Source organism: Methylorubrum pseudosasae, assembly GCF_029504475.1.
GTDB lineage: Bacteria > Pseudomonadota > Alphaproteobacteria > Rhizobiales > Beijerinckiaceae > Methylobacterium > Methylobacterium extorquens.
Window position 1 is genome coordinate 4,886,891 of the sequence record NZ_JAQGDU010000002.1, and the last position, 22,690, is coordinate 4,909,580.

Consider the following 22,690-nt stretch of genomic DNA (forward strand, 5'->3'; position numbering starts at 1 on the left):
CGATCCTCGATCCACTCCCCTCCGGGCGTGCCCGTGAAGCGGAGTTTTGTGAGAGACACGTAGACAGCGCACCGCGCGTGGGGGCATTCGGATGCGCCGATCCCTCATCCGGCGGGCGCGGCGGCGGATTCTCCTGACATGCACCATTTCCACTACCGGGACGGGCGCCTCCATGCCGAGGACGTCGATCTGACCGCGCTGGCCGAGGAGGTCGGCACACCGTTCTACTGCTACAGCACCGCCACCTTGGAGCGGCACTACCGCGTCTTCGCCGAAGCCTTCGCGGGCGACGATGCGCTGGTGTGCTTTGCCATGAAGGCAAACTCGAACCAGGCGGTGCTCGCCACCCTCGCGCACCAGGGTGCGGGCATGGACATCGTCTCCGAGGGCGAATTGCGCCGGGCGCTCGCTGCGGGCGTGCCGGGCGAGCGCATCGTGTTCTCCGGCGTCGGCAAGACCCGTGAGGAGATGGCTGCGGCGCTCGACGCGAACATCCTCTGCTTCAACGTCGAGAGCGAGCCGGAACTCGCCGCCCTGTCCGAGGTCGCCGTCGCGCGCGGGCGCAAGGCGCCGGTCTCGATCCGCGTGAACCCGGATGTCGATGCGCTGACGCATGCCAAGATCTCGACCGGCAAGTCCGACAACAAGTTCGGCATCCCGATCTCCCGCGCCCGCGCGGTCTATGCCGGGGCCGCCCGGCTACCCGGCCTGGAGATCGTCGGCGTCGACGCGCATATCGGCAGCCAGATCACCGACCTGACCCCCTTCGACAACGCCGCGCGCCTGCTCTGCGAACTGGCCCGCGATCTGCTCGCCGACGGGCACCGGCTGCACCACGTCGATTTCGGCGGCGGCCTCGGCATCCCCTATCGCGACGACAACGCGCCTCCGCCCGATCCGGCGGCTCTGGCCGCGATCCTGCGCCCGCATTTCAAGCCGCTCGGCCTGCGCCCCGTCTTCGAGATCGGGCGGATGATCGCCGGCAATGCCGGCATCCTCGTCACCCGCGTGATCTACGTGAAGCCGACGGACGAGAAGACCTTCGTCATCGTCGACGGAGCGATGAACGATCTGATCCGCCCGACGCTCTACGAGGCCTTCCACGCCCTGCGCCCGGTGCGCGAGCCCGCTCCCGACACGCCCCGGCTGACGGCGGACGTGGTCGGCCCGGTCTGCGAGAGCGGCGACTATCTCGCCCTCGGCCGCGAGATGCCGATGGTGGCGCCAGGCGACCTCATCGCGGTGATGAGCGCGGGCGCCTACGGTGCGGTCCAGGCCTGCACCTACAACAGCCGCCGCCTCGTGCCCGAGGTGCTCGTGACCGGCGACCGCTCGGCCGTGGTGCGCCCGCGCCCGAGCTACGACGACCTGATCCGCCTCGACCGCCTGCCCGACTGGCTCGCGTGACGCTCGCGGCGGAGCCCGTGTGGCCCGCCGCCCGTTGCGTGAGGACGCCGCCCGTCCGAGAACACTGACGATGAAGACTGCCGATTGCGACATCCTGATCCTGCCGGGCTATGCCGGCTCCGAGGAGGAGCACTGGCAGGCGCGCTGGGCGGCCCGGCTCAAGACCGCGCGGATCGTCGCGCAGGACGACTGGCACCGGCCCGACCCGGAGGCGTGGCGTGCCCGCGTCGCGGAGGCGGTGGCGGCGGCGACCCGGCCCGTGATCCTCATCGCCCACAGCCTCGGCGTGGTCGCGGCGGTGGAGGCCGCGCCGCGCTTCCCCGAAGGCGTCGTGCGGGGGGCCCTGCTGGTGGCCTTCCCCGACATCGAGGCGGGGGCCGACCTGCCCGAGAGCGTGCGCGCCTTCGCGCCGGTGCCGCGCGATCCGCTGCCCTTCCCGTCGCTGCTGGTGGCGAGCCGCACCGACCCGCACTGCACCTACGAGCGGGCGGAGGATTACGCCTATGCCTGGGGCTCGGCGCTGGTGGATGCGGGCGAGGCCGGCCACATCAACGTCGCGAGCGGGCACGGGCCCTGGCCGGAGGGCCTGATGCGGCTGGCCGGCTTTCTCGCGCCGCTTTAGTCGGGCCGATCCGCCGGGGAGCCGAATAGGGTATTGCCGATCAGGGAGTTGCCGGATTTTCCGTCAAATGCAGGTACCCAGGGATGGGAATGCAGTTCTAAAAAGTTTCTTTGATCCGGGGCGAATCGGGAACTTAAATTTCCTCAATTGCTTTCTCCGGGCAGACCGGCCGGCAGTGTCGGTCGGATAATTTCGGAGGGACGCCATCGTGACGCTCACGAAGACCATCGCTACCGCCACCGCTTTCGCCTTCATCGCCGGCTCTGCGCTCGCCGCTCCGTGCAACACGGGCAGCACCAACGCCAAGGCCCCCGGCGATTCCGCTGCTGCCAACAGCAGCACCGGCAGCGGCGCTGATGCCGGTTCGAAGAACCTCGCGGGTGGCCAGCAGCCGGCTTCGCCCGGCACCGTCGGCGCGATGAACAATGTCGGCGCCGGTCAGGGCGTCGGCAACAAGCCGGGCTCGGACCAGACCAGCTCGGCCAAGAACACCGCCGGCGGCGACCAGCCGGCCGCCCCGGGCACGGTTGGCGCGATGAACGCCGCCGGCCATGACCAGAAGCTCGGCGACAAGAAGGGCGGCGACGACTGCTGACCGCCGCACTCACTTAGCCGTAACGAAAAGAAGCTCCCAGGCCGCCCGGCCTGGGAGCTTCTTGCTTTTGGGGCGCCGCCCTGGTCCCCGCCAAAGGGATGATCCCTTTGGAATCTCATTATTCCTTTGGTTCGCTAGTCCGAAAAAGCTGGCCGGCGACGTCGTTGACCGTAGGTGGGCTGACGCGGACGAAGGGTAAGGGCCGGCAGACGGCCACCGCCGCGAGGCCGAACCGGGCGGTCATCAGGCCGTTGAGCACGCCCTCACCGAGCTTGGCCGAGACGCGGGCGGCGAGCCCGAGGCCGAGCACCTGGTGCAGCATGCCCTCGCCGACCGCCATGCCGCCGGTGACGGTGAGATGGGCGAAGGCCGCGCGGGCGAGCCGCAGGAAGCCGAGCAGGCCGGGCCGCCCGCCGTAGATCGCCGCAATCCGGCGCAGCAGCCGGGCGGCCGAGAACACCACGAAGGCGACATCGACGATGGCCCGCGGGCTGAGCGCCGTGACCGCCGAGACTTGGCTCGCAGCCTGGGCGATGGCCGCCTTGGCCTGCCGGTCGAGGGGCGAGAGCAACTCGCCCTCGGCCAAAGCCAGCCGGTCGTCCACGTCGAGGATCGCGTCGCCCACTGCATCAAGCCGGCGGATGGCGCCTGCCAGCGCCGGCCGGTCGGCGTAGAAGCCGCGAAGCTCCTGCACCACGCCCTGCGCCGCGGTGTGGTCGCGGGTCGTGAGGGCGGCCAATGCGCGCTCGCGCAACGCCTCGATCTTGCGCTCGCGCCAGACGCCGAGCGCCTCGCGGGCGACGATCGCCGTGAGCGCGATCACGGCGACGGCGAGGAGCGCGAGCGCGACCCCGCCGAGCCAGGGCGCAGTGGCGAACAGGTCGGCGATCAGGCGTTCCAGCGAGAGCCCAACGGCGATGGTGACGAGGCCGCCGAGCGCGCTGAACAGGATCGACAGCCACGGCGCGCGGCGCTTGGGCGCCACCGGCACGGCAACGCCGTCGGCGGCGTCGACGATCTCGTAGGGCTCGTCGACAAGGCGCACTTCCGGCCGCGGCGGGGCTTCGGCGGTCGCGGCCTCCGGCGGAGGCTGGTCTGCGGCGGGGATGCGGAAGGCGCGCGGGCGCTGCGGGTTGGTCACGTCAGCTTGTCCCCGATCAGGAACTGCATGGCCCGGTCGAGCCGGATTTGCGGCAGGTGGCCCGCTCGGCCGAGCGCGTCGGGCTTCACCGGCGGCGGGCGGAAGCGGGGGAAGCGGAACGAGCCCGCCGGAACCGCGCCGTCGAGCACCGCCTGCGGGTCGGCGGGCAACTCGCCGGGAAACACCGCGGCCTCCGACAGCCCGTCGAAGATCTCGTCGCCGACATGCTCGCCCGCCTCCGGCGTGCCGGAGACCGCGCGGAGCACTTCGCCGCCGTCATGGACCGTGGTCTCGCGGGTGGCGCGGACGGAGGCGAGCGCCACGGTGCCGACCCGCGCGCCCGCGGCCTCAGTGCGGCGCATCGCCCGCGAAACGAGGAGGCGCAGCAGCGCGTCAAGCCGGTCGTGGCTCGACTGGTGGAGATGGTCGGCCTTGGTCGCGGCGAACATGATCCGCTCGGCCCGCGGCGCGAAGAAGCGCGAGAGCAGGCTGTTGCGCCCGATCCGGAAGGCGAGCAGCACCGCGTCCAGCGCCTCCTCCAGTTCGGCGAGGGCTGCCGGGCCGGAATCGACCGCCGAGAGCACATCGACCAGCACGATCTGCCGATCAACGCGCTGGAAATGCTCGCGGAAGAACGGCTCCACCACCTTGCTCTTGTAGGCCTCGAAGCGCCGCTCCATCAGAGCGCCGAGGCTGCCGGGTACCTGGGTTTCCGCCAGACGGTCGAGGGGCGCGAAGGTCAGCATCGGCGAGCCGGCCAGATCGCCCGGCATCAGGAAGCGCCCCGGCGGCGTGGTGGCGACCGATTCCGCGCCCGCGCGCAGCGCCCCGAGATAGGCCTTGAAGGCGTTGGCGGCGCGCTCGGCCAGCACCTCGTCGAGGGGGGCCGCGGGGTCGAGCTCCTGCATCAGCGCGAGCCAGGGCGCGGCGATCTCGGCCCGGCCGGCCCGGCGGGTGCCGGCGATGGTCGCGCGCGACCACGCCACGTAGCTCTGATCGACCAAAGCGAGGTCGAGCAGCCATTCGCCGGGATAGTCCACCACGTCGAGCATCAGCGTGCCCGGGCCCGAGCGCCAGCCGCCGGCGCGCTCGTACTCGATCTCCAGGCGAAGCTGGCTGATCCGGTCGGTCGAGCCCGGCCAGCGCCGCGCTTCGGTGAGCGCGGAAAAGTTCTCCTCGAAGGGGAAGCGCGGCACGTCGTCGTCGGGTTGTGGCACGAGACGCGCCCGGCGCAAGCGGCCCGCCTGCGCCGGCTCGAAGGCCGGCAGGGCGTGGCCCTCCACGAGATGATGGATCAGCGCCGTGGTGAACACCGTCTTGCCGGAGCGGGCGAGACCGGTGACGCCGAGCCTCAGCGTCGGCTGGATCAGGAGATCGCTGGAGGCTTCGGCGAAGGCCTTGATCGCGGAGCCCGCTTGCGCGGCGTAGTCGAAGAGGGGCGGCAAGGCAGGCTCTGGCGGCGGGCTTCGGCGGGGAAGCGGGACGGGCTGTCAGGTGGCGCGGGAAGGCTGCGATCTCAAGACGCGGAAGAGGCGTCGTCTCACGCGAAGGGACCTCGGTCGCGGTCGAGGCGCGGATCGTAGAGCCACTTGCGGACCTTGCGTGCCGTGATCTTCGCCGCGTCGGGATGGGCGGGATTGATGAGGGCGTTCTGCTCCTCCGGCACGATGACGGAGGGGACCAGCAGAAGCGCCGACCGATTTCCGTTCGCCCAATCCGTGCCGAAGGCGAGGCTGACGAGACCCGCCGGCTCGGCGTCCCAGCCGACGGGCAGCGTGTCCGGGCTCGCGCGTTCGGCCGACGCCCAGACCTCATCCGGCACGTCGATTTCGACGAGGTATCGGTTTCAACGGCAGGCCGCCGGCATTGAGGTGGACGAAGGTTTCGAGGCAGGCGAGGGCACGACTGCCCGCCGCGTAGACCAGGGCGACGCCCACAGCGTTCCATCGGCCGCCGGAGAGCTTGGCCCCGGTCCCCGACAGGTCGTCGGCAGTGTATGTCCGAGCATCGGTCCCGATCCGCCAGAGCGACCGGCTCACGCATAGGCTCCGCTCTGAATCTGCGCCAGCGCGCGCGACACCAGAGCTTGGCCCTCCATCGTGTCGAGGAGGTCGAGCGGCTTGCCGCCGCCCAGCGCCGGCAAGGGCTCGCGCAGCCAACGCGAGAGCCATCCCGGCGCATCGAAATCCTTCGTCGCGCCGGATTCCTCGATCATCGCTTCGAGCTGCCCGACGAGCTTAGCGAGGCCGACGACCCGCTCGCTGTCCTCGGACGACAGTGCTTCGTCCCGGGCCGCCTTCTTGTTCACCGTGGCCGTCTTCAGGTTGAGGGCGTCGAACATCACCTGCTGGTCGAGGCACAGCGCCGTGATGAAACCCTTGACCGCCCTAGCAGGCACCCCCGCCTTGATGACCTCGATGCGGTCGAAGGGGGAGGCGCGGTAGAGGTCGAGATAGGCGAAGGGTCGTGCCCCCGGCCCGTGCGGCTTTCTCCGCTTGGCCGGGGTCTTGATCATCGTGTCCGGCATGGCGATTGCTCCTTAGAGCAACAAGATAGCTCGTTTGAGCAAAGCCGCAAGCGCCGCTCAGTATTACGCCGCCCGGATGGCCCGGATCGTTCCAAGCGTATCGGTCCGCAGCATCGCGAGGCGGTGGATCAGGGCGGGAAGCGCGCCGCCGTCCCGGCAGGCGTCCTCGATCTCCCGGCACAGCCCGGACAGGGCGAGGAAGCCGAGGGCGCCCGCCGCGGCGACCATGGCGTGGGCGTCGTAGGCGAGTTGCTCACGGTCGAAATCGGTCCGGCCCGGCTCGGCCCCCTCCGGGAGGAAGCGCAGCTCGAGGTCGAGTTCGAGCAGGGACAGCAGCGACAGCACGCGCTCGCGGCCCATCGTGGCCTGCACGGCGGCAAAGGCGGCGCGGTCGAGCAACGGCTCGCCGTCGCCGTGTCCGCGAGCCGCGAAATCCGGCGGCCCGGTTTCAGGGCGACGCCCAGGGATGTCTTCGGGCGGGCGTTTCGGGGATGCCGCCTCCCGCGCCCGCTCGGCGCCGACGACCCGCCAGTGCTCGATCACCGCGCAGAGCTGGGCGCGCTTGAACGGCTTGCCGACATGGTCATCCATGCCCGCTGCGATGAATTCCTGCACCTGCCCGTCAAGGACGTTGGCGGTCATCGCCACGATCGGCAGGCGGGCGGCGGGGCCCGTCATGGCGCGGATGCGGCGGGTCGCGGTGAGGCCGTCCATGCCCGGCATCTGCACGTCCATCAGCACGACGGCGTAAGGGTCGGTGCCGGCCTCCTCCGGGCCATAGCTGGCCTCGACGGCCGCGATCGCTGCGTTCCCGTCACCCGCCACATCGACGCGGTAGCCCTGCACCTCCAGCACGGCGCGGGCCAGCGTTTGGTTGATCGGCACGTCCTCCACGAGCAGGAGCCGGGCCGGCCGCGCCGCCTCTGGGCGATGCGGGCTGATCGCCGGTTGCGCGGTGGGCGGCTTGGTGGCGCGCGGCAGGGCCAGGGTGAACCAGAAGGTCGAGCCGGCGCCCTCTCGGCTCTCGACGCCGATCGCGCCTCCCATCATGGTGACGAGGCGATGGCAGATCGCAAGCCCCAGGCCCGACCCGCCGAAGCGCCGGCTGATCGAGCCGTCGACCTGGCTGAAGGGCTTGAACAGCCGGTGCCGCTGCGAGGGCGCAATGCCGATGCCGGTATCGCTGATCTCGAAGCGCAAAGCTTCCGCGGTGCCGCCGTCGGCGCCCGGGACGGAGCCCTCGTAGCGCGCCGTGAGGATCACCGAGCCGGCCGGCGTGAACTTGACCGCGTTGTTGAGCAGGTTGAACAGCACCTGCCGCAGGCGGTTCGCGTCGCCGACCACGCTCGCGGGCAGATTCGGATCGATCCGCGCCTCGACGGTCAGCGCGCTCTTGAGGGCGGTGCCGCGCATGATCGCGACCGTGTCCTCGATCAGCTTGCCCAGGGCGAAGGGAAGCGGGTCGAGTTCGAGTTGGCCGGCCTCGATCTTGGAGACGTCGAGAACGTCGTTGACGACGGTGAGCAGGGACTCGCCCGAGACGCGGATCAGTTCGAGGCGGCGCTGATCCTCCGGATCGTGGTCTCTGCGGTCGAGGAGCAGGTCGGCATAGCCGAGGATCCCGTTCAGCGGCGTGCGGATCTCGTGGCTCATGGCCGCGAGGAACTCGCTCTTGGCCGCACTCGCCCGCTCGGCCTCCACCGTGGCGGCGCGGGCCTCGGCGGTGGCGGCGCGCAGGGCCGCCTCGGCTGCCTTGCGCTCGGTGATGTCGAGATGCAGCCCGAGCATCCGGTAGGGGCGGCCGTCGCCCTCGTACAAGGTGCGGCCGGAGGTGTAGAGCCAGCGCTGGCCCACCCGGTATTCCGCGATGAAGCGGGACCGCGAATCGACGGCGTGGTGGATCCGGTTCCACGCCTCGACGACGTCGTCGGGGTGGATGGTCGCGGTCCATTCCGTCGGCGACAGGGCGCGCGGTTCACCGGTCTCGGGCAGACCGTAGAGGCGCACGCTCTCCGGCGACAGCACCGTGATGCCGGTGCGCAGGTTCCAGTCGAAGGTGCCGGCCTCCGCGCCCTCCAGGGCGATGCCGAGCAGGCGGCTCGTATCCTCCACCGCCAGCCGCGCGGAGACGATCTCGTCGATGTCGAGCGCGGTGCCGATCCATTCGGTGATCCCGGCCGGGTCGCCCGCGTTGCGGATCGGGGTAATCGACATCTTGTGCCAGCGGTAGGAGCCGTCCCGCGCCTGCAGGCGCCACTGGCCGTCATAGCCCTGGCCGCTGGCCTGAGCCGCCTGCCACGCCGCCTCCATGGCGGGCGCGTCGTCAGGATGGTTGCGGGCGAGCCGCTGCACCCGCGCGGCGCCGATCGGGCCGTAGTAATCCTCGAAGCGCGTGTTGACGTAGGTCGCCTCGCCGCTGTCCGGATCGACGGTCCAGACGAGCAGCGGCAGGGCGTCGGCGAGGCTGCGGTAGCGCATCTCGCTGCGGCGCATCTCCGCCCGGATCTGCACCCGGTCCGTCACGTCCATGAGGATGCCGAACAATCCGATCGTCCGGCCCGCCTCGTCGGTCTTGCAGGTGCCGCGCACCATCACGTCGCGGATCGTTTTGTCGGGCCGCACGAACCGCGTCTCGACCTCGAAATCCCGCCCGCCCGCGATCGCCGCGGCGATGATCGCCTCGACGCGCCCGCGATCCGCGGGATGGCACAACTGGGCGAGGCCGGGATGCCGGGTCGCCGGCGCCGCGGCGTCGAGGCCGGCAATGCGCAGGAGACTCTCGGAGTAGATCGGTTGGCCGCTGGCAAAGTTGAGGCGCCAATGCCCGACCTGGGCGATCTGCTCGGCCATGGTGAGGAGGGAGTTGGCGCTTGCCCGCCGCTCGATCTCCACGCCCTGGGCGCGGATCGTGCTCTCATGGATCTGCCGCAGCGCCCGCTCGCTGGCGAAGGCAAGGTTGTCGCGCCGCAGCCGCATCTGCGCCGTCACGATCTCGGCGAGGTCGCGCAGGGCTGCCGCGTCCTCCGGGGTGAAGTCGCGTGGCTGCGAATCGGCGAGGCAGAGGGAGCCGAGCCGCACGCCCGGCCGCAGGATCAGCGGTGCGCCGGCGTAAAACACGATGTGAGGCGGGCCGGTCACGATCTCGAGACCGGAAAAGCGCGGGTCGCGGCGGGCATCGGGAACGACGAGCATCGCATCCTGCGCGATCGTCCGATCGCAGAACGAGCCTGCGCGCGACGTCTGCGTCGGCATGATGCCGACGCAGGCCTTTAGCCATTGCCGCTCGGCATCGACCAGGGAGATGTAGGCGATCGCGACCCCCGAACAGGCGCTGCGCCGTCCGGCACACGGCGTCGAACTGCGCCTCGGGATCGCTATCCAGAATGCGCAGGGCGTGCAGAGCCGCGAGGCGCTCGGCCTCGCTCGCCGCTCCCGTGGTCACGGCCTCACCTTCGTTCCGGACACCTCGCCCCGGCCTCCGACCCTCTTCTCGCGCGCTCCGCCTGCCCCGCTCGGCGCTGCAACGCTCGGATGTCCTCCGATGCGCCGCGGGAGGGGGAGGGTCAAGGGCGTGGGTGCCGCGCGCAGGCGAGCTACCTCCAGTGCCCAGACCATCCCCAGCATCATGTAGACGTGGCGCCACTTCTCCACGTCGATCTGCATCGCCTGGAGGAAGAACATCAGCAGCGCCGGGAACACGATCTGCGCGTAGGCCCGGTAGGGCGAGGGACGCAGCATCAGCCGGAAGCCGACGAAGGAGGTCGCCGCCACGAGGGCGATGAAGGCGGCGCCCGCGAGCCATCCGCCGTTGGCGAAGCTGCCGATGTAGGAATTATGCGGCTCCAGATTGAAGATCTGGCGCCAGCGCAGGGGACCGAGGCCGAGCGGCTCCTCCAGCAGCATCCCCATGCCGCGGATCTGGTTGCCGAAGCGACCGGTCTCGCCCTCGTCGTAATCCTGCGTGACCGCGGCGCGGGTCTGGAAGGTCTGGGCGACGCTGTCGATCGAGAGCAGCCCCGCGAGCGCGACCGCGCCGAAGCCGATGGTGACGAGACCGAGGGTGACGATCCGCCGCCGCAGGGCCCGCGAGCGGCTCGTCGTGTAGAGCGCCACGACCATGACGGCGACCGCCACGACCGTCCCGCCCCAGGAGCCGCGGGAGAAGGACAGGAAGATGCCCGCCATCACGACGACGAGGCTGAGCAGCGACAGGATCGGCCACCGGGTCGCGCCGGAGAGGAGGCGGTGGATCAGGTAGAGAGCGCCGAGCGTCAGGAACGAGCCGAACACGTTCGGGTCCTGGAAGGTGCCCGAGGCGCGACCGTACTTGTAGAACAGATCCTCGATGCCGAGCAGTTGCAGGTAGCCGACGATGCCGAGACCCGCCGAGAGCACACAGCTCGCGGTATAGGCCTTGAGCGCGACCTCGATGCGCGCCTGCGTGTCGTCGGCGTAGAGCATCGCGAAGAAGATGCAGGTGGCCGCGAGGTAGAAGAGCTGCACGGTCCAGGTCACGGACAGCGGCTCGTTGAGATAAGGCAGCAGCGCGATCCCCATCGCCGTGAGGTAGGCGAGGAGCAGGAGCACGAGGGGCAGTGCCCCCCGGTGCAGGCGGATGCCGAGCGCGAGCCACAGCACGATCGTTGGAATCGCCACGAGGTCGTAGGGCGAGGCGTCCGAGAAGGCGAAGCAGGCGAAGAAGATGAACGCCGCGTGGAGGCCGCTCGCCAGGCCCTGGACCGCGCGGAGGGCGGGGACGCGTCCCCAAGCGCCCGCGGCCCATGGTGACGAGCCTGCGGCCCAGGGTGACGAGCCCGCCGCCCACGGCGACGCGGCGGCCGTCGCACCTGTCGGCGCGGCTGTCATGGAAGACATCGGCGAACTCGAACTCTCGCGGGGCACCGCGCACGCCACCCGCCCGAGCTCCGCGACGCGGCACCCGGCGGGATTGCGGACCCCTCAACCGGGCTGATCGAACCACCGAAAGGTTGCGTTTTAACCAACAGCCCCGGCTGCGCAGCTCGCTGCGCTCCTCTCGAGGTGCGGAACGTGACGGCCGGCAAACCTGAGATCGTCGTTCCGTGCGTGCAGGGTGTCAGCCGCCGCTGCCTGCGAGCGATGCCCGGGACGGGGGCGCAGCGTATCTGGAATGACAAGTCCGAGACGGCGCACTCAATCATCGCGGACAGATCGCGACGGCTGATGTGCCCACGCCGTCTTCTGGAATAATAGTTCTACTCGAAGAGGCACGGTCTAGCGATAATTTTCAGCCAGATCGGATCGATCTCGACTTTGACGGGACGGCGCCGAAAAATCAGACGCGTAGTTGTTCCATCTCACCGCGTGCGCCACGGCACGTCACTGCGGACAACCACTCCCCATATTCAATTTACCGAAGAACAGTAAGGTCTGGATCGCCAGACTATCCCGAGATTGATTGTTGGAGAGATTGATGAACACTCGTATCGCCGCTGCCGTCGCCGCCATCGTCCTGGGTGTCGCCCCGGTCACGTCGGCTCTGGCCTTCAGCCAAAGCCATGCCCGCCCGATCCCGATGACGTCCGGCTGGACCGACTCCCTCGGCGTCCATGACGGCCCGTCCTACGCAGCCTGCCCGATGAACTCGGCCGCGGAAGGCAACGCCAACCAGCAGAACTTCCCGGTCAAGCAGTACGGCCAGACCGCGGGCGGCAACCGCTGCTAAGTTCCCGGCCCGATCCGGCCGGATCGGGCATGGTCTCTCAGGCCTTATTTCTACGCTCTCCGTCTCGCCGCACCGGCATCGGCGATGAGCGTTTCGATCGGATACGAATGGAGGATTTCGACAGATGCGGATGATGCAGGCGTTTTCTTACGGGATGATCGGTGCGCTCGCGCTCGGCCTCGCGACCACCGTGATCGGTTCCGCGAACGTGTTGCTCAACCTCTGACGCCGAACGCTTCCCCCTGATCGAATCGATCCGGCCGGCAGGCCGGCTCGGAGATCGGCAAGAAGAAAGGGCCGCCCGCGAGGGTGGCCCTTTTTCGTGCGCGGTTTCCGACCGGTGGCGCGTCACCCTGGAGCGCATTCCGACGAAGGGGCCGCCGGTTCGTCGGAATCCGCGTCAAAACAGAGACCGAGAGCCGCCGGCCTGATGCCATCAGGTCGGATACGGCTCTAGACCTTGCAGGCGAAAAAGCCTTCGCGGATCGCTTCCGGATCGAGGTTGCGGCCGATGAAGACGACGCGGGAGACGCGCGGCTCGTCGGCGCCCCAATCCCCCTGGACGTCGCCGTCAAGGATCATGTGAACGCCCTGGAAGACGAAGCGCTTGGGCTCGTCGGGAAAGGCGACGATGCCCTTGCAGCGCAGGATGTCCGGCCCCTGAACCTGGGTCAGGTTCGAGATCCAAGGCATGAACTTCTCCGGATCGACCGGGCCGTCGATCTTGGCCGAGACCGACTGCATCTGCTCGTCGTGGTGATGGTGGTGGCCCTCCTCCAGGAAGTCGGGCTCCACGTCGAGGATGCGCGCGAGGTCGAAGGCGTTGCGGTCGAGCACCTGATCGAGCGGGATCGCGCAGCGCTCGGTGCGATGGATCTTGGCCCAGGGGTTGATCGCGCGGATCTGGCCCTCGACCCGGTCGAGATCTACCCCTGAGACGAGGTCGGACTTGTTGAGCAGGATCACGTCGGCAAAGGCGATCTGGTTCTTGGCCTCGGGCGCGTCGGCGAGCCGGTCGGTGAGCCACTTGGCGTCGGCCACCGTCACCACCGCGTCGAGCCGGGCGGCCTCGCCGACATCCTGATCGACGAAGAAGGTCTGGGCCACGGGGGCCGGGTCGGCCAGTCCCGTGGTTTCGACGATGATCGCGTCGAACTTGCCGCGGCGCTTCACCAGCCCGTCCATGATGCGGATCAGGTCGCCGCGCACGGTGCAGCAGACGCAGCCGTTGTTCATCTCGAACACTTCCTCGTCGGCCCCGACCACGAGGTCGTTGTCGATGCCGATCTCGCCGAACTCGTTGACGATCACGGCGTAGCGCTTGCCGTGCTGTTCGGTGAGGATGCGGTTGAGCAGCGTCGTCTTGCCGGCTCCGAGATAGCCGGTGAGCACGGTCACCGGGATCTTCTGGGAGGCGGCGAGGGGGGAAGCATCGGACATGGAAGGCCTGGGTCGATTGCGCGGTGACGGAACGTCGGGCTGTTATATTGTATCAACGGGGTCGGATGGAAGATCGCCGGCCTGCGCCTGAAGCGCTTCGACGGCGATGCGCAGGCGCGGCAACTCATCGACGACCACGTTCCAGAGAATCCGCTCGGACAAGCCGTGATACTCGTGCCGCAGGATGTTCCCGATGGCGCGCACCTGATGCCAGGGAATCTCGGGCCTCAGTGCCTTGACGGAATCCGGCAAGGCGCGGCTCGCCTCCGAGATGATCTCGATGCCTCGCTCGACGCCGTGCTTCAGCAGCCAGTTCCGGCAAAAGGCGTCGAAGTCCTGTCCTGCCGTCGCTTGAGCGATTCCGTCGAGGGCGGCCAGCATGTCGTCCAGAGCGTGGCGATAATCACGCCGAGCCATCAGAACACGCGAAACGCGGAGGCTTCGATCCGGTCACGTAACCGAGGGTGCAGCCCGTCGCGGGTTGTGACGTCGATCGCGGTCCCGAGCCGGTCTTCCAGCAGCAGCTTGATGCCGACGAGGTCGAAGGCGTTGAAGCGGCTCGCGGGATCATAATCGATGAAGAGGTCGAGGTCGCTGTCGGCGCGCGCCTCATCCCGAGCCGTGGAGCCGAACAGGTAGAGCGATGTGGCGCCCATGGTGCGCACCGCGTCGGCACTGTCGCGAAGGCGGGTGATGGCCTCCATCCTGTCCATCGGGCGCTCCTTCCGGCGCCAGTCTATCAGGACTTGTTCACCGGCCGCAGCCCTTCGCTCAGGGCCGCCAGCGTCCGCCCGAACCCCTCCGGCCCGGCAAGGAACCGCTCCAGCAGCAGCGAACCCTCCAGCGTCGCCACGATCATCCGGGCATGGGCCTGCGGGTCGAGGCCGGCGCGGACGCTGCCGGAGATCTGACCCTCCTCGATCACGCCGGCGAGCCAGGCGATGTGCTTCTCGAAGAAGGCGGTGATAGCGCGGCGCAGGGCCTCGGGCAGCGTCTCCAGCTCGACGGCGAGCGCCGCGCACAGGCAGCCGAGGCCGCGCTCGACCCCGCCGAGATAGAGCCGGCCATAGGCCTCGATCCGGGCGACCCCGTCGGCGGTCTGGCCGGAGATGTCGTCGAGCGCCGCGTCGTAGCGCGCGTCGTAGGCCTCGATCAGCGCCTGGGCGAGCGCTTCCTTGGTGCGGAAATGGTGGTGGATGCTCGCCTTGCGGATGCCGACCGCTTCGGCGAGGTCGGCGTAGCTGAAGCCGGAATAGCCCCGGCCGCGCACCAAAATCTCGGCCTCGCTGAGGAGCGATGCGCGCGTGTCTCTCATCATCCGTCCGTTCGTATCGGGCCGATCACGTGCTCGCGACGGCTCCGCCCGTTCGCGATGGTGGCACTTGACGGCACAAAAATCTACCTACTAGATGGTTTGCACTATATCGATAAATTCACCGGGAGGAAGCGGCCGATGCCGGCACGGATGTGCCCAGGTGACGAGTCCGGCGGAGGCGGGCGTTGAGCGCCCCCGTCACACGCCGCGCGGCTCTGTTCGGCGGGCTTTGCCTGTGCTGCCTGCCGCGAGCGGGCTTTGCCGTCGATGCCATGACGATGGAGGAGGTCGCACCCGGCACCTTCATTCGGCGCGGGCCCGATGCCGAGGCGACGCCGGAGAACGCCGACGGTATCGCCAATATCGGCTTCATCATCGGCCGGGACGGGGTGCTCGTCACGGAATCCGGCGGCAGTCTCGCCGACGGGCAGTGGCTGCGCCGGGAGATCGCCCGGCGCACCGACAAGCCGGTCCGCTACGTGATGCTCACCCACGTGCATCCCGATCATGTCTTCGGCGCTGCGGCCTTCCGCGGCGACAACCCGACCTTCGTCGGACATGCCGGCCTGCGCGGCGCCCTCGATGCGCGGGGCGCGTTTTACCGCCAGCGACTCGCCGAGATCCTCGGAGAGGAGAAGGCGGGAGAGGTGGTCTACCCGACGATGGAGGTGAAGGAGGGCGCCGAGATCGATCTCGGCGACCGCACCCTCCGGCTCACCGCCCACGGCAACGCGCATACGAGCTGCGACCTGTCGATGCTCGACACCGGCAGCGGGCTGCTGTTCCCGGCCGACCTGCTCTTCGTCGGGCGAATCCCCTCGCTCGACGGCAGCCTGCTCGGCTGGTTCAAGGAGATCGAGCGGCTGAAGGCGGTGGGCGCCACCGACGCCGTGCCGGGCCACGGCCCGACACGGGTGGCGTTCGCGCCGGCGATGGCCGACCTCGCGCGTTATCTCTCGGCACTGCGCGACGAAACCCGCAAGGCGGTGGCCACAAGCGTGCCGATCGAGACCGCAGTTCGGACCGTCGCGCTGGGGGAGAAAGACCATTGGGCGCTGTTCGACACTTATAACGGCCGCAACGTCACCCAGGCCTACCAAGAACTCGAGTGGGAATAAGTTCGCCCCCGTCTCGGGGGCTTCCGGGAAGGAAATGCGCCATGAAACGCCTGATGCTTGCCCTCAGCCTGACGCTCTCCGCAGCGGCGCTCGCGCCCGCTCCGGTGCTGGCCGGCGCCACCGACACCGACGAGGAGCGCGCGGCCCGCTGGACCGAGATCAAGACGTCGATCTTCGGTGACCGGAAAGTCGAGGCCAGCGAGAGCGCCGTGACCATCGATGCGCCCGCCCGCGCCCTCGACGCCGCCCTTGTACCGATCGGCCTGACGCTCGCCGACAAGGACAGCGTGAAGGGCCTCTACTTCATCATCGACGACAACCCGTCGCCCTACGCGGCGCACTTCACCTTCGGCCCGGCCGCGGACCCGGGCGAGATCAAGATGCGGGTGCGGGTGAACAACTACACCAACGTCCACGCGGTGGTGGAGACCAAGGACGGGCGGCTCCTCGAATCGGCCAAGTTCGTCAAAGCCTCCGGCGGCTGCTCGGCGCCGATGGGCATGAGTGACGAGGAGGCGATGAAGGGCATGGGCGAGATGCGCATGAAGTTCGTCGGCGACGTCCAGCCCGGCAAGCCGGCCGAGGCGACGCTGATGGTGCGCCACCCGAACTTCTCGGGGATGCAGATGAACCAGCTCACCCGCGACTACACCCCGGCCCGCTACATCCAGAAGCTCGATGTGACCTACGGCGACAAACTCGTGTTCAGCCTCGACGGCGACATCTCCATCGCCTCGAACCCGGTCATCAACTTCGCCTTCAAGCCCGAGGGGCAGGGTGCGCTCAAGGTCACGGCTGCGGACAACCAAGAGGGGCGCTGGGCGCAGTCCTTCCCGGTTCCGTCCGCGAGCAACTGACGCCGATGGGGAGAAGCATGCGGGTGATCGCGAGACATGCGGCGTTCGCCGCCCTCGGCTTGATGCTGGGCGCGGCCGGTCCGGCCGACTCGCCGGTCAACGTGCCGGAGCCGGAGGGGCTCTATACCGGACCGCCGAAGGGCTACACCCCGGCGACGCTCAAGGGGGCGACGGTCATCGACCTGAAGGGGCTCGAAAAGCTGCTGCCGGAGGGGCCGGTCCTCATCGATGTGGTGCTGGCCGACCGCCGGCCCGAGGGCCTGCCCGCCGGCCGGCCCTGGCTGCCGACGCACCGCTCGCTCCCCGGCGCGGTCTGGATGCCGGGCGCGGGCGGCGCACCGCTGGCGCCGGAGAAGGAGGAAGCCTTCCTGCGGCGGGTCGCCGAACTGACCGGCGGCGACCGGGCCAAGCCCGTCGTGACCTTCTGCCGGCCGGAATGCTGGGGGAGCTGGAACGCCGGCAAGCGGCTGGTCGCGGCCGGCTACAGCCGCGTCCACTGGTTCCCCCCCGGCGTCGAGGGCTGGCAGGACGATCACGACACCGCCGTCGCCAAGCCCGATCCGGCCTGGACGCACGCGGACAGCGCGCGCGCGCCCCAGCGCTGAGCATGTGAACGAGATGCCGTGAGGACACCGATGACGAACCGCCGGCACGTTCTCGTCCTCGCGGCGGCCTTCCTGGCCGGCAACCTGCCCGGCTCCGGCCAGGCCGCCGATTCCAACGCCTACGACCAGAGCGCCTTCGAGGCGGCGCAGGCGGCGGGGCGGCCGATCCTCGTGCAGATCTCGGCGCCGTGGTGCCCGATCTGCCGCGCGCAGAAGCCGATCCTGGCCGCGCTCTCCGCCGACCCGCGCTTCAAGACGCTTGCCGTCTTCACGATCGACTTCGACGCTCAGCGCGACCTCGTGCGCCGGTTCGGGGCGCAGATGCAGAGCACGCTCATCGTCTACAAGGGCGGCACCGAGGTTGCCCGCTCGGTCGGCGAGACCCAGCCCGAATGGATCGAGCAGCTCCTCGAAAAAGCCCTCTGACACGTTTTCGCCATGATTCGGCCAAGGGCGCTCAAGAGTCTAAATTTCCAGCAATCTCAATCGCCTCGATCTTCAGGCTATACCATTGACACCGGCCGAGATGTGGCGGAAAAACGGCAAGTCCGGAGGCGGCCTGAAGTCTAGGGAGGAAACGCCCGAAAAGGGCGAGCAGGGCGACCGAAGCGCATTTCACGTTGATGTCCGGCCGCCGCTTTCGGCGGCCGTCGCGTGACGGCGCCGGAACGCCGCAGGAGAAGGCAGGCCCCTCCGGGCGATCCTTTTCGTCGTGACACTTCGCATCCGATCCACCGGAACCGACCCAATGACCTCCTGCGGGGCGGCGCGAACGGGCTTATAGAGGCGTTCCGCACGCTGCGCCCGATCCGACGGGCGCCCCCGGGAACGCCAGACTCCGGATCACGAGCCATGTCGCAGGTCGTTCAAACGCGTCGTCTCCAGGCGGTCGATCTGATCAAGCGCAAGGCCGAGGGGCGCAAGATCATTTCGCTCACCGCCTATCACGCGCACACCGCGGGCATCGTCGATGCCTATTGCGACTTCGTGCTGGTGGGCGATTCCCTCGGCATGGTCATGCACGGCATGGAATCGACCCTGCCGGTGACCCTGGAGATGATGATCCTCCAGGCTCAGGCCGTGATGCGCGGCACCTCCCGTGCCCTCGTCGTGGTCGACATGCCGTTCGGCTCCTACGAGGCGAGCCGCGAGCAGGCCTTCCTCAACGCCGCCCGCGTCCTCAAGGAGACGGGGGCCGGGGCGATCAAGCTGGAGGGCGGGGCGCGCTTTGCCGAGACGGTCGCCTTCCTGACCGAGCGGGGCGTGCCGGTGATGGGCCATATCGGCCTCACCCCTCAATCGGTGAACACGATGGGCGGCTTCAAGGTGCAAGGGCACGGCGCCGGCGACGAGGACCGCCTGCGGGCCGATGCCCGCGCGATCAGCGATGCGGGCGCCTTCGCCATCGTGCTGGAGGGCATCGTCGAGCCGGTGGCGCGGGCCATCGCCACCGACACCGCGATCCGCGCGGCGACCATCGGCATCGGCGCCACCGCCGCCTGCGACGGGCAGATCCTCGTGCTCGAAGACATGCTGGGCCTGAGCGATCGGGTGCCGCGCTTCGTCAAGAGCTACGGCTCGCTGCGCGCCCATATCGAGGAGGCCGTGCGCGCCTATGCCGACGAGGTGCAGGCGGGCCGCTTCCCGGCCGAGGGGCACACCTACCCGCCGCGGTGAACGGGCGGTACGGTCCGTGGCTTGACGAAACGCCCCCCATCGGGCATTGACCGCGCCGGAATTCGGCCGGGGCTTCCCGGCCTTTTGCGTTTCGCCCGCGCTGGCGGCCGCCACCAGCGAATCGCCCCTCGACCCGCTTTAGGAGCGCCACGCCATGGCCAAGGCCGTTACCGTCAAGATCCGCCTCGTCTCGACCGCCGACACGGGCTACTTCTACGTCACGAAGAAGAACTCCCGCACGCAGACCGAGAAGATGGTCATGAAGAAGTATGACCCGGTCGCGCGCAAGCACGTCGAGTTCAAGGAAGCCAAGATTAAGTAAGGCGGTCGCGCCGAACCTCCGGACGCCGACCGCCTTCGGGCCGCGTCGGCGCAACCGGGAGCGCGACACGAAGCGTCCGCTTCTTCGCGAAGCGATGCGGCAGGGCCGCTCCGGCATCGGGGCGGCTTTTTCGCATTGAGGCGGCTGCTTCATTCCGGCCTCGCCGCATCCTCACGGATTGCCGACGAAACGGGGCGGCGCGGCGTAACGCTCGCGCAAGCGATCGCGTCTAGGGTCGGCGCATGAACGCCTTGCCCAGCTGCCTCGCTCCGGCCGGTATCGGCCTCACCATCGCCTCGGCCGCCACCGTCCTGGAACGGTCCGGCTACGCGCATTCAGCCGAGATCACCTTGGGAGCCGCCCTGGTGGCGACCGCGCTCGTGGTGCTGATGCGCGCAGCCCCGACGTGGTTCCGGGTGAGCTGACGTTTTCGCCAAGACGCTTTCGCCAGGACGCTTGCGCCGGGACGCTGCCGGTCGTGGGACTCAGGCGCGGTCGAGCCGGGCCGTCAGCATCCGCACCTTGAGGCGGGGCGAGAACGGCAGGCCCGCGAGCACCCGCTCCCGCCGCACCACATCGCCCGCCCGCAATCCGCGCGCGCCGACGACGCCCTCCCCTCGCGCGACGATCCGAGCCGGTAGCGCACTGTGCGCCCGCCGCATCCGGCCGAGCGCCATGTCCGGCCGCGCCGTGCCGACGAAGCGGTCGAGGCTGCGGATCCAGCCCTCCGCCGGGATGTCGCCGGGCTCCAGGCACAGCAACCACTCGCGCCGCGCCACCCGCGCGCCCGCGCCCCATGGGTCGGCGCCGGGCGGGCGCACCACCAGCGTCGCGCCGCTCCCCTCGGCCACCGTCTCCAGCGCGGGGCAGGCCTGAGCCGTCACGATCACCGCGTCGCCCACGAGCCCAGCCGCCACGCCCGCGACGAGTGCGCTCAGCGTGTCGGCGAGGCACTCGATCGCAGCGGGGTCGGCGGATCGCGCCACATGAATGAGGCCGGAGATCATGCGGGGGCGAATACCCGATTTTCCGGCCTGGCAAAGCACTCCTTGCTCTATCTCGGCTTTCGACGGCCCCGGATGACGGACAAAGTCCGCACCTGCACGAAACTTGTGCATCCCCGCTTTCCATGTTCGCGCTATGTTCTTAAGACGAACGCGAGCGTGGCAGACGGTGGGGCTCGGGGTGGGGAACGGACAGACGCCGCTTCGGGGTAAACCGGGCGGCTTCTCACACGACGGCTCCCGGGTCGCGCCGGAGGCGCGGCGCGGTCGCGGGGCGACCGCCAACCCGGAGGGGCGCTTCGAGGCGACCCGGCACGAGAGCTTCGACGATGGCTGGCCGGAGGAGGCGGAGCGTGTTCGGCGCACGGAGGTGACGCCGGAACGCGCCCGCCACATCATCACCCGCAACGCCTCGCCGGACATCTCGTTCGACCGGTCGATCAATCCGTATCGCGGCTGCGAGCACGGCTGCGTCTACTGCTTCGCCCGGCCGAACCACGGCTATGTCGGGCTCTCGCCGGGGCTCGATTTCGAGACGCGGCTGTTTTCCAAACCCGATGCGGCCGCCCTGCTGGAGCGCGAGCTGTCGGCGCCGGGCTACCAGCCGCGGACCATCGCGCTCGGCACCGCGACCGACCCCTACCAGCCGATCGAGCGCACGCACGGCATCACCCGCGCCGTGCTGGAAGTGCTGGCCCGCTTCCGCCATCCCGTCGGCATCGTCACGAAGTCGAACCTGATCCTGCGCGACCGCGATCTCCTCGCCGACATGGCGGCGCAGAACCTCGTGAAGGTGGCGATCTCCGTGACCACCCTCGACCCGGATCTCGCCCGCCGCATGGAGCCGCGCGCGCCGCATCCGCGCAAGCGCCTGGAGGCGATCCGTGCTTTGAGCGAGGCGGGCGTGCCGGTGATGGCGATCGCCGCGCCCATCATCCCCTCGCTCAACGATCACGAGATCGAAGCGATTCTCGAAGCGGCCCGGACGGCGGGGGCGCGAGAGGCCAACTACGTTCTGCTGCGCCTGCCGCACGAACTCGACGAGTTGGTCGGCGACTGGTTCTCGGAGCATTATCCGGGGCGCAAGGCGCACGTCTTCTCCCTGCTGAGCGGGGCGCGCGGCGGCAAAACCTACGATGCCGCCTTCGGCACCCGCATGATCGGCCAGGGCCCCTATGCCGACCTGATCCGCCGCCGCTTCGCCCTGGCCAAGCGCCGCCTCGGCTATCCGGACGAGCCCGTGCGCCAGACGACGGAGCTGTTCCGCCGGCCGGAGAGAGCGGGGGATCAGCTCGCTTTGTTCTGAAACGCGACTCCGGCCCAACGGGCGCCGGCTCTTCGGGGGAACGAAGCGAGCGTGACGGCTCGGCTATGGCCGTCTCGGCCTGCCCGCTGCGCCGGGGTCATCCTGCGGTGCTGTTCATCCACCGCTGGCGGCATGCGCGGGGCGATCGCTTGAAGGGATGGATCCCCGATCCGGCAAACGAAAAGAAGCGGCGGACCCGAAGGTCCGCCGCTTCCGATGTTCGTATCAGCCTGACGTGCGATGGGCCGCCTTAGCGGGCGCCGGGAAGGCGCTGGGCGTGGGCGTAGTGCTGCTGGAGCACCGGCAGGGCCTGCTGGGCGTAGTTGCGCAGGGCCGGGTTCGGGCCGGACTGGGCGTAGGACTGCGCCATGCTGATCGACATCTGGTGCGCCATCACCTGCTGCTGGCCGTAGACACGGTCGAAGCGGGCGCCGGGCGGGGTGGCGTTCAGCTCGGCCAGCATCTGCTGCTGCTGCGGGTTCGGCGGTACCACGGTGGTGCCCGCGGTGCTGTCGACGTCGAAGGCCTGTGCGCCGGCGGCGGCGCCGCGGCTCAGACCGGTGCCGGCACCTTCGAGCGCGCCGACCGGGCCGCCCTGCAGGGTGCCGCCGACCACGCCGGTCGCGACGCCGGTGGCCGCACCGACCGCACCGCCGGCAATGGCGAGCGGAGCCTCGACCAGGCCGCCGACGAGACCGCCGGGGCCGGCCTGACGGGCGGCCATGTAGTTGCGCTCGCCGCCGGCCAGGGCGACGTTGGCGGCCTGATGGTCACGAAGCGCCTCACGGGCATAGGCCCGCACCGACGGGTTGCGGCTCTTCTGAAGCGCGATCTGGGCGGACTGGATCTCGAAGGCATTTGCCTGCATGGCGTCCAGGCGGAAATCGCCTCCGACCTGGGCGAAGGCGGGGGTCGCCATGGCGACGACGAGTGCGGACGCAGCAGCGTATTTCTTCAGCATACCAAACCTCAAATATCGGATTTTCGACATACAAACTGGCCTCAGAAACCGGATGAAACGGTCAAGGCCGTGAAGATCACTTCGACGCG

The 22,690-nt window shown here is 69.4% G+C and carries 24 protein-coding genes and 1 pseudogene; 12 read left to right on the forward strand and 13 right to left on the reverse strand.

Annotated elements, in window-relative coordinates; translation table 11 throughout:
- Positions 1-138 precede the first annotated feature (138 nt).
- From lysA to M2437_RS24070, 3 genes are all read left to right on the forward strand, one after another.
- On the forward strand, positions 139-1,407 hold the full coding sequence (gene lysA, locus M2437_RS24060; protein WP_076644052.1) for a diaminopimelate decarboxylase: 1,269 nt from the start codon (positions 139-141) through the stop codon (positions 1,405-1,407).
- A 70-nt stretch (positions 1,408-1,477) separates the two neighbouring features.
- Positions 1,478-2,029 carry an RBBP9/YdeN family alpha/beta hydrolase gene (locus tag M2437_RS24065; protein ID WP_003597653.1) on the forward strand — a complete coding sequence of 184 codons (552 nt, stop codon included), beginning with the start codon at positions 1,478-1,480 and terminating at the stop codon, positions 2,027-2,029.
- Between the two features lie 208 nt (positions 2,030-2,237).
- Positions 2,238-2,624: an exopolysaccharide production protein YjbE gene (locus tag M2437_RS24070; RefSeq protein ID WP_253388879.1), complete on the forward strand. Its 387-nt coding sequence runs from the start codon at positions 2,238-2,240 to the stop codon at positions 2,622-2,624.
- Positions 2,625-2,742: 118 nt separating this feature from the next.
- Here the strand turns inward: M2437_RS24070 and M2437_RS24075 are convergent, their stop codons facing one another.
- From M2437_RS24075 to M2437_RS24105, 7 genes and pseudogenes are all read right to left on the reverse strand, one after another.
- Positions 2,743-3,765: a YcjF family protein gene (locus tag M2437_RS24075; protein ID WP_253388880.1), complete on the reverse strand. Its 1,023-nt coding sequence runs from the start codon at positions 3,763-3,765 to the stop codon at positions 2,743-2,745.
- On the reverse strand, positions 3,762-5,210 hold the full coding sequence (locus M2437_RS24080) for a YcjX family GTP-binding protein (RefSeq protein ID WP_003602557.1): 1,449 nt from the start codon (positions 5,208-5,210) through the stop codon (positions 3,762-3,764). Before M2437_RS24080 ends, M2437_RS24075 begins: the two co-directional genes overlap by 4 nt.
- 95 nt (positions 5,211-5,305) lie before the next feature.
- Positions 5,306-5,587 (reverse strand): RES family NAD+ phosphorylase, encoded by a 282-nt coding sequence (locus tag M2437_RS24085; protein WP_499007103.1) that lies wholly within the window; start codon positions 5,585-5,587, stop codon positions 5,306-5,308.
- On the reverse strand, positions 5,577-5,804 hold the full coding sequence (locus M2437_RS24090) for an RES family NAD+ phosphorylase (protein WP_499007104.1): 228 nt from the start codon (positions 5,802-5,804) through the stop codon (positions 5,577-5,579). Before M2437_RS24090 ends, M2437_RS24085 begins: the two co-directional genes overlap by 11 nt.
- Positions 5,801-6,292 carry a type II toxin-antitoxin system Prs ADP-ribosylating antitoxin ParS gene (gene parS, locus M2437_RS24095; RefSeq protein WP_253388882.1) on the reverse strand — a complete coding sequence of 164 codons (492 nt, stop codon included), beginning with the start codon at positions 6,290-6,292 and terminating at the stop codon, positions 5,801-5,803. Before parS ends, M2437_RS24090 begins: the two co-directional genes overlap by 4 nt.
- 63 nt (positions 6,293-6,355) lie before the next feature.
- A pseudogene (locus M2437_RS24100) lies at positions 6,356-9,734 on the reverse strand (PAS domain-containing protein).
- Positions 9,731-11,167, reverse strand: a complete 1,437-nt coding sequence (locus M2437_RS24105) for an O-antigen ligase family protein (RefSeq protein WP_253388884.1) — start codon at positions 11,165-11,167, stop codon at positions 9,731-9,733. The pseudogene M2437_RS24100 and the gene M2437_RS24105 overlap by 4 nt, the downstream one beginning before the upstream one ends.
- Before the next feature lie 577 nt (positions 11,168-11,744).
- Here M2437_RS24105 and M2437_RS24110 point away from each other — a divergent pair.
- Positions 11,745-11,996, forward strand: coding sequence for a hypothetical protein (locus M2437_RS24110; RefSeq protein WP_253388885.1), 252 nt, complete (start codon positions 11,745-11,747; stop codon positions 11,994-11,996).
- 453 nt (positions 11,997-12,449) lie between these two features.
- Here M2437_RS24110 and M2437_RS24115 read toward each other — a convergent pair whose 3' ends face one another.
- Genes M2437_RS24115 through M2437_RS24130 form a run of 4 tightly spaced genes read right to left on the reverse strand, consistent with a single transcriptional unit; the run spans position 12,450 to position 14,751 of the window.
- Positions 12,450-13,436, reverse strand: a complete 987-nt coding sequence (locus tag M2437_RS24115; protein WP_253388886.1) for a CobW family GTP-binding protein — start codon at positions 13,434-13,436, stop codon at positions 12,450-12,452.
- A gap of 42 nt (positions 13,437-13,478) precedes the next feature.
- Positions 13,479-13,853, reverse strand: a complete 375-nt coding sequence (locus M2437_RS24120; protein ID WP_253388887.1) for a HepT-like ribonuclease domain-containing protein — start codon at positions 13,851-13,853, stop codon at positions 13,479-13,481.
- Positions 13,853-14,149 carry a nucleotidyltransferase family protein gene (locus tag M2437_RS24125; protein ID WP_056111358.1) on the reverse strand — a complete coding sequence of 99 codons (297 nt, stop codon included), beginning with the start codon at positions 14,147-14,149 and terminating at the stop codon, positions 13,853-13,855. The genes M2437_RS24120 and M2437_RS24125 overlap by 1 nt, the downstream gene beginning before the upstream one ends.
- A 26-nt stretch (positions 14,150-14,175) precedes the next feature.
- Complete coding sequence (locus M2437_RS24130; protein WP_003602565.1) at positions 14,176-14,751, reverse strand: TetR/AcrR family transcriptional regulator; 576 nt, start codon at positions 14,749-14,751, stop codon at positions 14,176-14,178.
- 185 nt (positions 14,752-14,936) lie between these two features.
- Between M2437_RS24130 and M2437_RS24135 the strand changes: the two genes are divergently transcribed.
- The 7 genes from M2437_RS24135 to M2437_RS24165 all read left to right on the forward strand — a co-directional run bounded on the left by M2437_RS24135 (position 14,937) and on the right by M2437_RS24165 (position 19,755).
- Positions 14,937-15,869, forward strand: a complete 933-nt coding sequence (locus M2437_RS24135) for a quinoprotein relay system zinc metallohydrolase 2 (protein ID WP_056464943.1) — start codon at positions 14,937-14,939, stop codon at positions 15,867-15,869.
- Positions 15,870-15,910: 41 nt separating this feature from the next.
- Positions 15,911-16,726: a quinoprotein dehydrogenase-associated SoxYZ-like carrier gene (locus M2437_RS24140; RefSeq protein WP_012253347.1), complete on the forward strand. Its 816-nt coding sequence runs from the start codon at positions 15,911-15,913 to the stop codon at positions 16,724-16,726.
- Between the two features lie 17 nt (positions 16,727-16,743).
- Positions 16,744-17,331 (forward strand): rhodanese-like domain-containing protein, encoded by a 588-nt coding sequence (locus M2437_RS24145; protein ID WP_182569213.1) that lies wholly within the window; start codon positions 16,744-16,746, stop codon positions 17,329-17,331.
- A gap of 30 nt (positions 17,332-17,361) precedes the next feature.
- The gene (locus M2437_RS24150; RefSeq protein WP_147016853.1) at positions 17,362-17,757 is read left to right on the forward strand and encodes a thioredoxin family protein; all 396 of its coding nucleotides are present in this window, start codon (positions 17,362-17,364) and stop codon (positions 17,755-17,757) included.
- Between the two features lie 426 nt (positions 17,758-18,183).
- Complete coding sequence (gene panB / locus M2437_RS24155) at positions 18,184-19,008, forward strand: 3-methyl-2-oxobutanoate hydroxymethyltransferase (protein ID WP_253388888.1); 825 nt, start codon at positions 18,184-18,186, stop codon at positions 19,006-19,008.
- 154 nt (positions 19,009-19,162) lie between these two features.
- Positions 19,163-19,330: a 50S ribosomal protein L33 gene (gene rpmG, locus M2437_RS24160; RefSeq protein ID WP_003602581.1), complete on the forward strand. Its 168-nt coding sequence runs from the start codon at positions 19,163-19,165 to the stop codon at positions 19,328-19,330.
- 242 nt (positions 19,331-19,572) lie between these two features.
- A complete protein-coding gene (locus M2437_RS24165; protein ID WP_003602584.1) occupies positions 19,573-19,755 on the forward strand; it encodes a hypothetical protein in 183 nt (60 codons plus the stop codon).
- 60 nt (positions 19,756-19,815) lie between these two features.
- Here the strand turns inward: M2437_RS24165 and M2437_RS24170 are convergent, their stop codons facing one another.
- On the reverse strand, positions 19,816-20,337 hold the full coding sequence (locus M2437_RS24170; protein WP_253388889.1) for a hypothetical protein: 522 nt from the start codon (positions 20,335-20,337) through the stop codon (positions 19,816-19,818).
- A 166-nt stretch (positions 20,338-20,503) separates the two neighbouring features.
- Between M2437_RS24170 and M2437_RS24175 the strand changes: the two genes are divergently transcribed.
- A complete protein-coding gene (locus tag M2437_RS24175) occupies positions 20,504-21,640 on the forward strand; it encodes a PA0069 family radical SAM protein (protein ID WP_253388890.1) in 1,137 nt (378 codons plus the stop codon).
- A gap of 250 nt (positions 21,641-21,890) precedes the next feature.
- Here the strand turns inward: M2437_RS24175 and M2437_RS24180 are convergent, their stop codons facing one another.
- On the reverse strand, positions 21,891-22,601 hold the full coding sequence (locus M2437_RS24180; protein ID WP_012253342.1) for a DUF4142 domain-containing protein: 711 nt from the start codon (positions 22,599-22,601) through the stop codon (positions 21,891-21,893).
- Between the last annotated feature and the right edge of the window lie 89 nt (positions 22,602-22,690).

Coding starts and splice junctions, on each gene's coding strand:
- lysA (WP_076644052.1), top strand. CDS start 139: ATGCACCATTTCCACTACCGGGACGGGCGCCTCCATGCCGAGGACGTC.
- M2437_RS24065 (WP_003597653.1), top strand. CDS start 1,478: ATGAAGACTGCCGATTGCGACATCCTGATCCTGCCGGGCTATGCCGGC.
- parS (WP_253388882.1), bottom strand. CDS start 6,292: ATGCCGGACACGATGATCAAGACCCCGGCCAAGCGGAGAAAGCCGCAC.
- M2437_RS24105 (WP_253388884.1), bottom strand. CDS start 11,167: ATGTCTTCCATGACAGCCGCGCCGACAGGTGCGACGGCCGCCGCGTCG.
- M2437_RS24110 (WP_253388885.1), top strand. CDS start 11,745: ATGAACACTCGTATCGCCGCTGCCGTCGCCGCCATCGTCCTGGGTGTC.
- M2437_RS24115 (WP_253388886.1), bottom strand. CDS start 13,436: ATGTCCGATGCTTCCCCCCTCGCCGCCTCCCAGAAGATCCCGGTGACC.
- M2437_RS24120 (WP_253388887.1), bottom strand. CDS start 13,853: ATGGCTCGGCGTGATTATCGCCACGCTCTGGACGACATGCTGGCCGCC.
- M2437_RS24125 (WP_056111358.1), bottom strand. CDS start 14,149: ATGGACAGGATGGAGGCCATCACCCGCCTTCGCGACAGTGCCGACGCG.
- M2437_RS24130 (WP_003602565.1), bottom strand. CDS start 14,751: ATGAGAGACACGCGCGCATCGCTCCTCAGCGAGGCCGAGATTTTGGTG.
- M2437_RS24140 (WP_012253347.1), top strand. CDS start 15,911: ATGAAACGCCTGATGCTTGCCCTCAGCCTGACGCTCTCCGCAGCGGCG.
- M2437_RS24145 (WP_182569213.1), top strand. CDS start 16,744: ATGCGGGTGATCGCGAGACATGCGGCGTTCGCCGCCCTCGGCTTGATG.
- M2437_RS24150 (WP_147016853.1), top strand. CDS start 17,362: ATGACGAACCGCCGGCACGTTCTCGTCCTCGCGGCGGCCTTCCTGGCC.
- panB (WP_253388888.1), top strand. CDS start 18,184: ATGTCGCAGGTCGTTCAAACGCGTCGTCTCCAGGCGGTCGATCTGATC.
- rpmG (WP_003602581.1), top strand. CDS start 19,163: ATGGCCAAGGCCGTTACCGTCAAGATCCGCCTCGTCTCGACCGCCGAC.
- M2437_RS24165 (WP_003602584.1), top strand. CDS start 19,573: ATGAACGCCTTGCCCAGCTGCCTCGCTCCGGCCGGTATCGGCCTCACC.
- M2437_RS24170 (WP_253388889.1), bottom strand. CDS start 20,337: ATGATCTCCGGCCTCATTCATGTGGCGCGATCCGCCGACCCCGCTGCG.
- M2437_RS24180 (WP_012253342.1), bottom strand. CDS start 22,601: ATGCTGAAGAAATACGCTGCTGCGTCCGCACTCGTCGTCGCCATGGCG.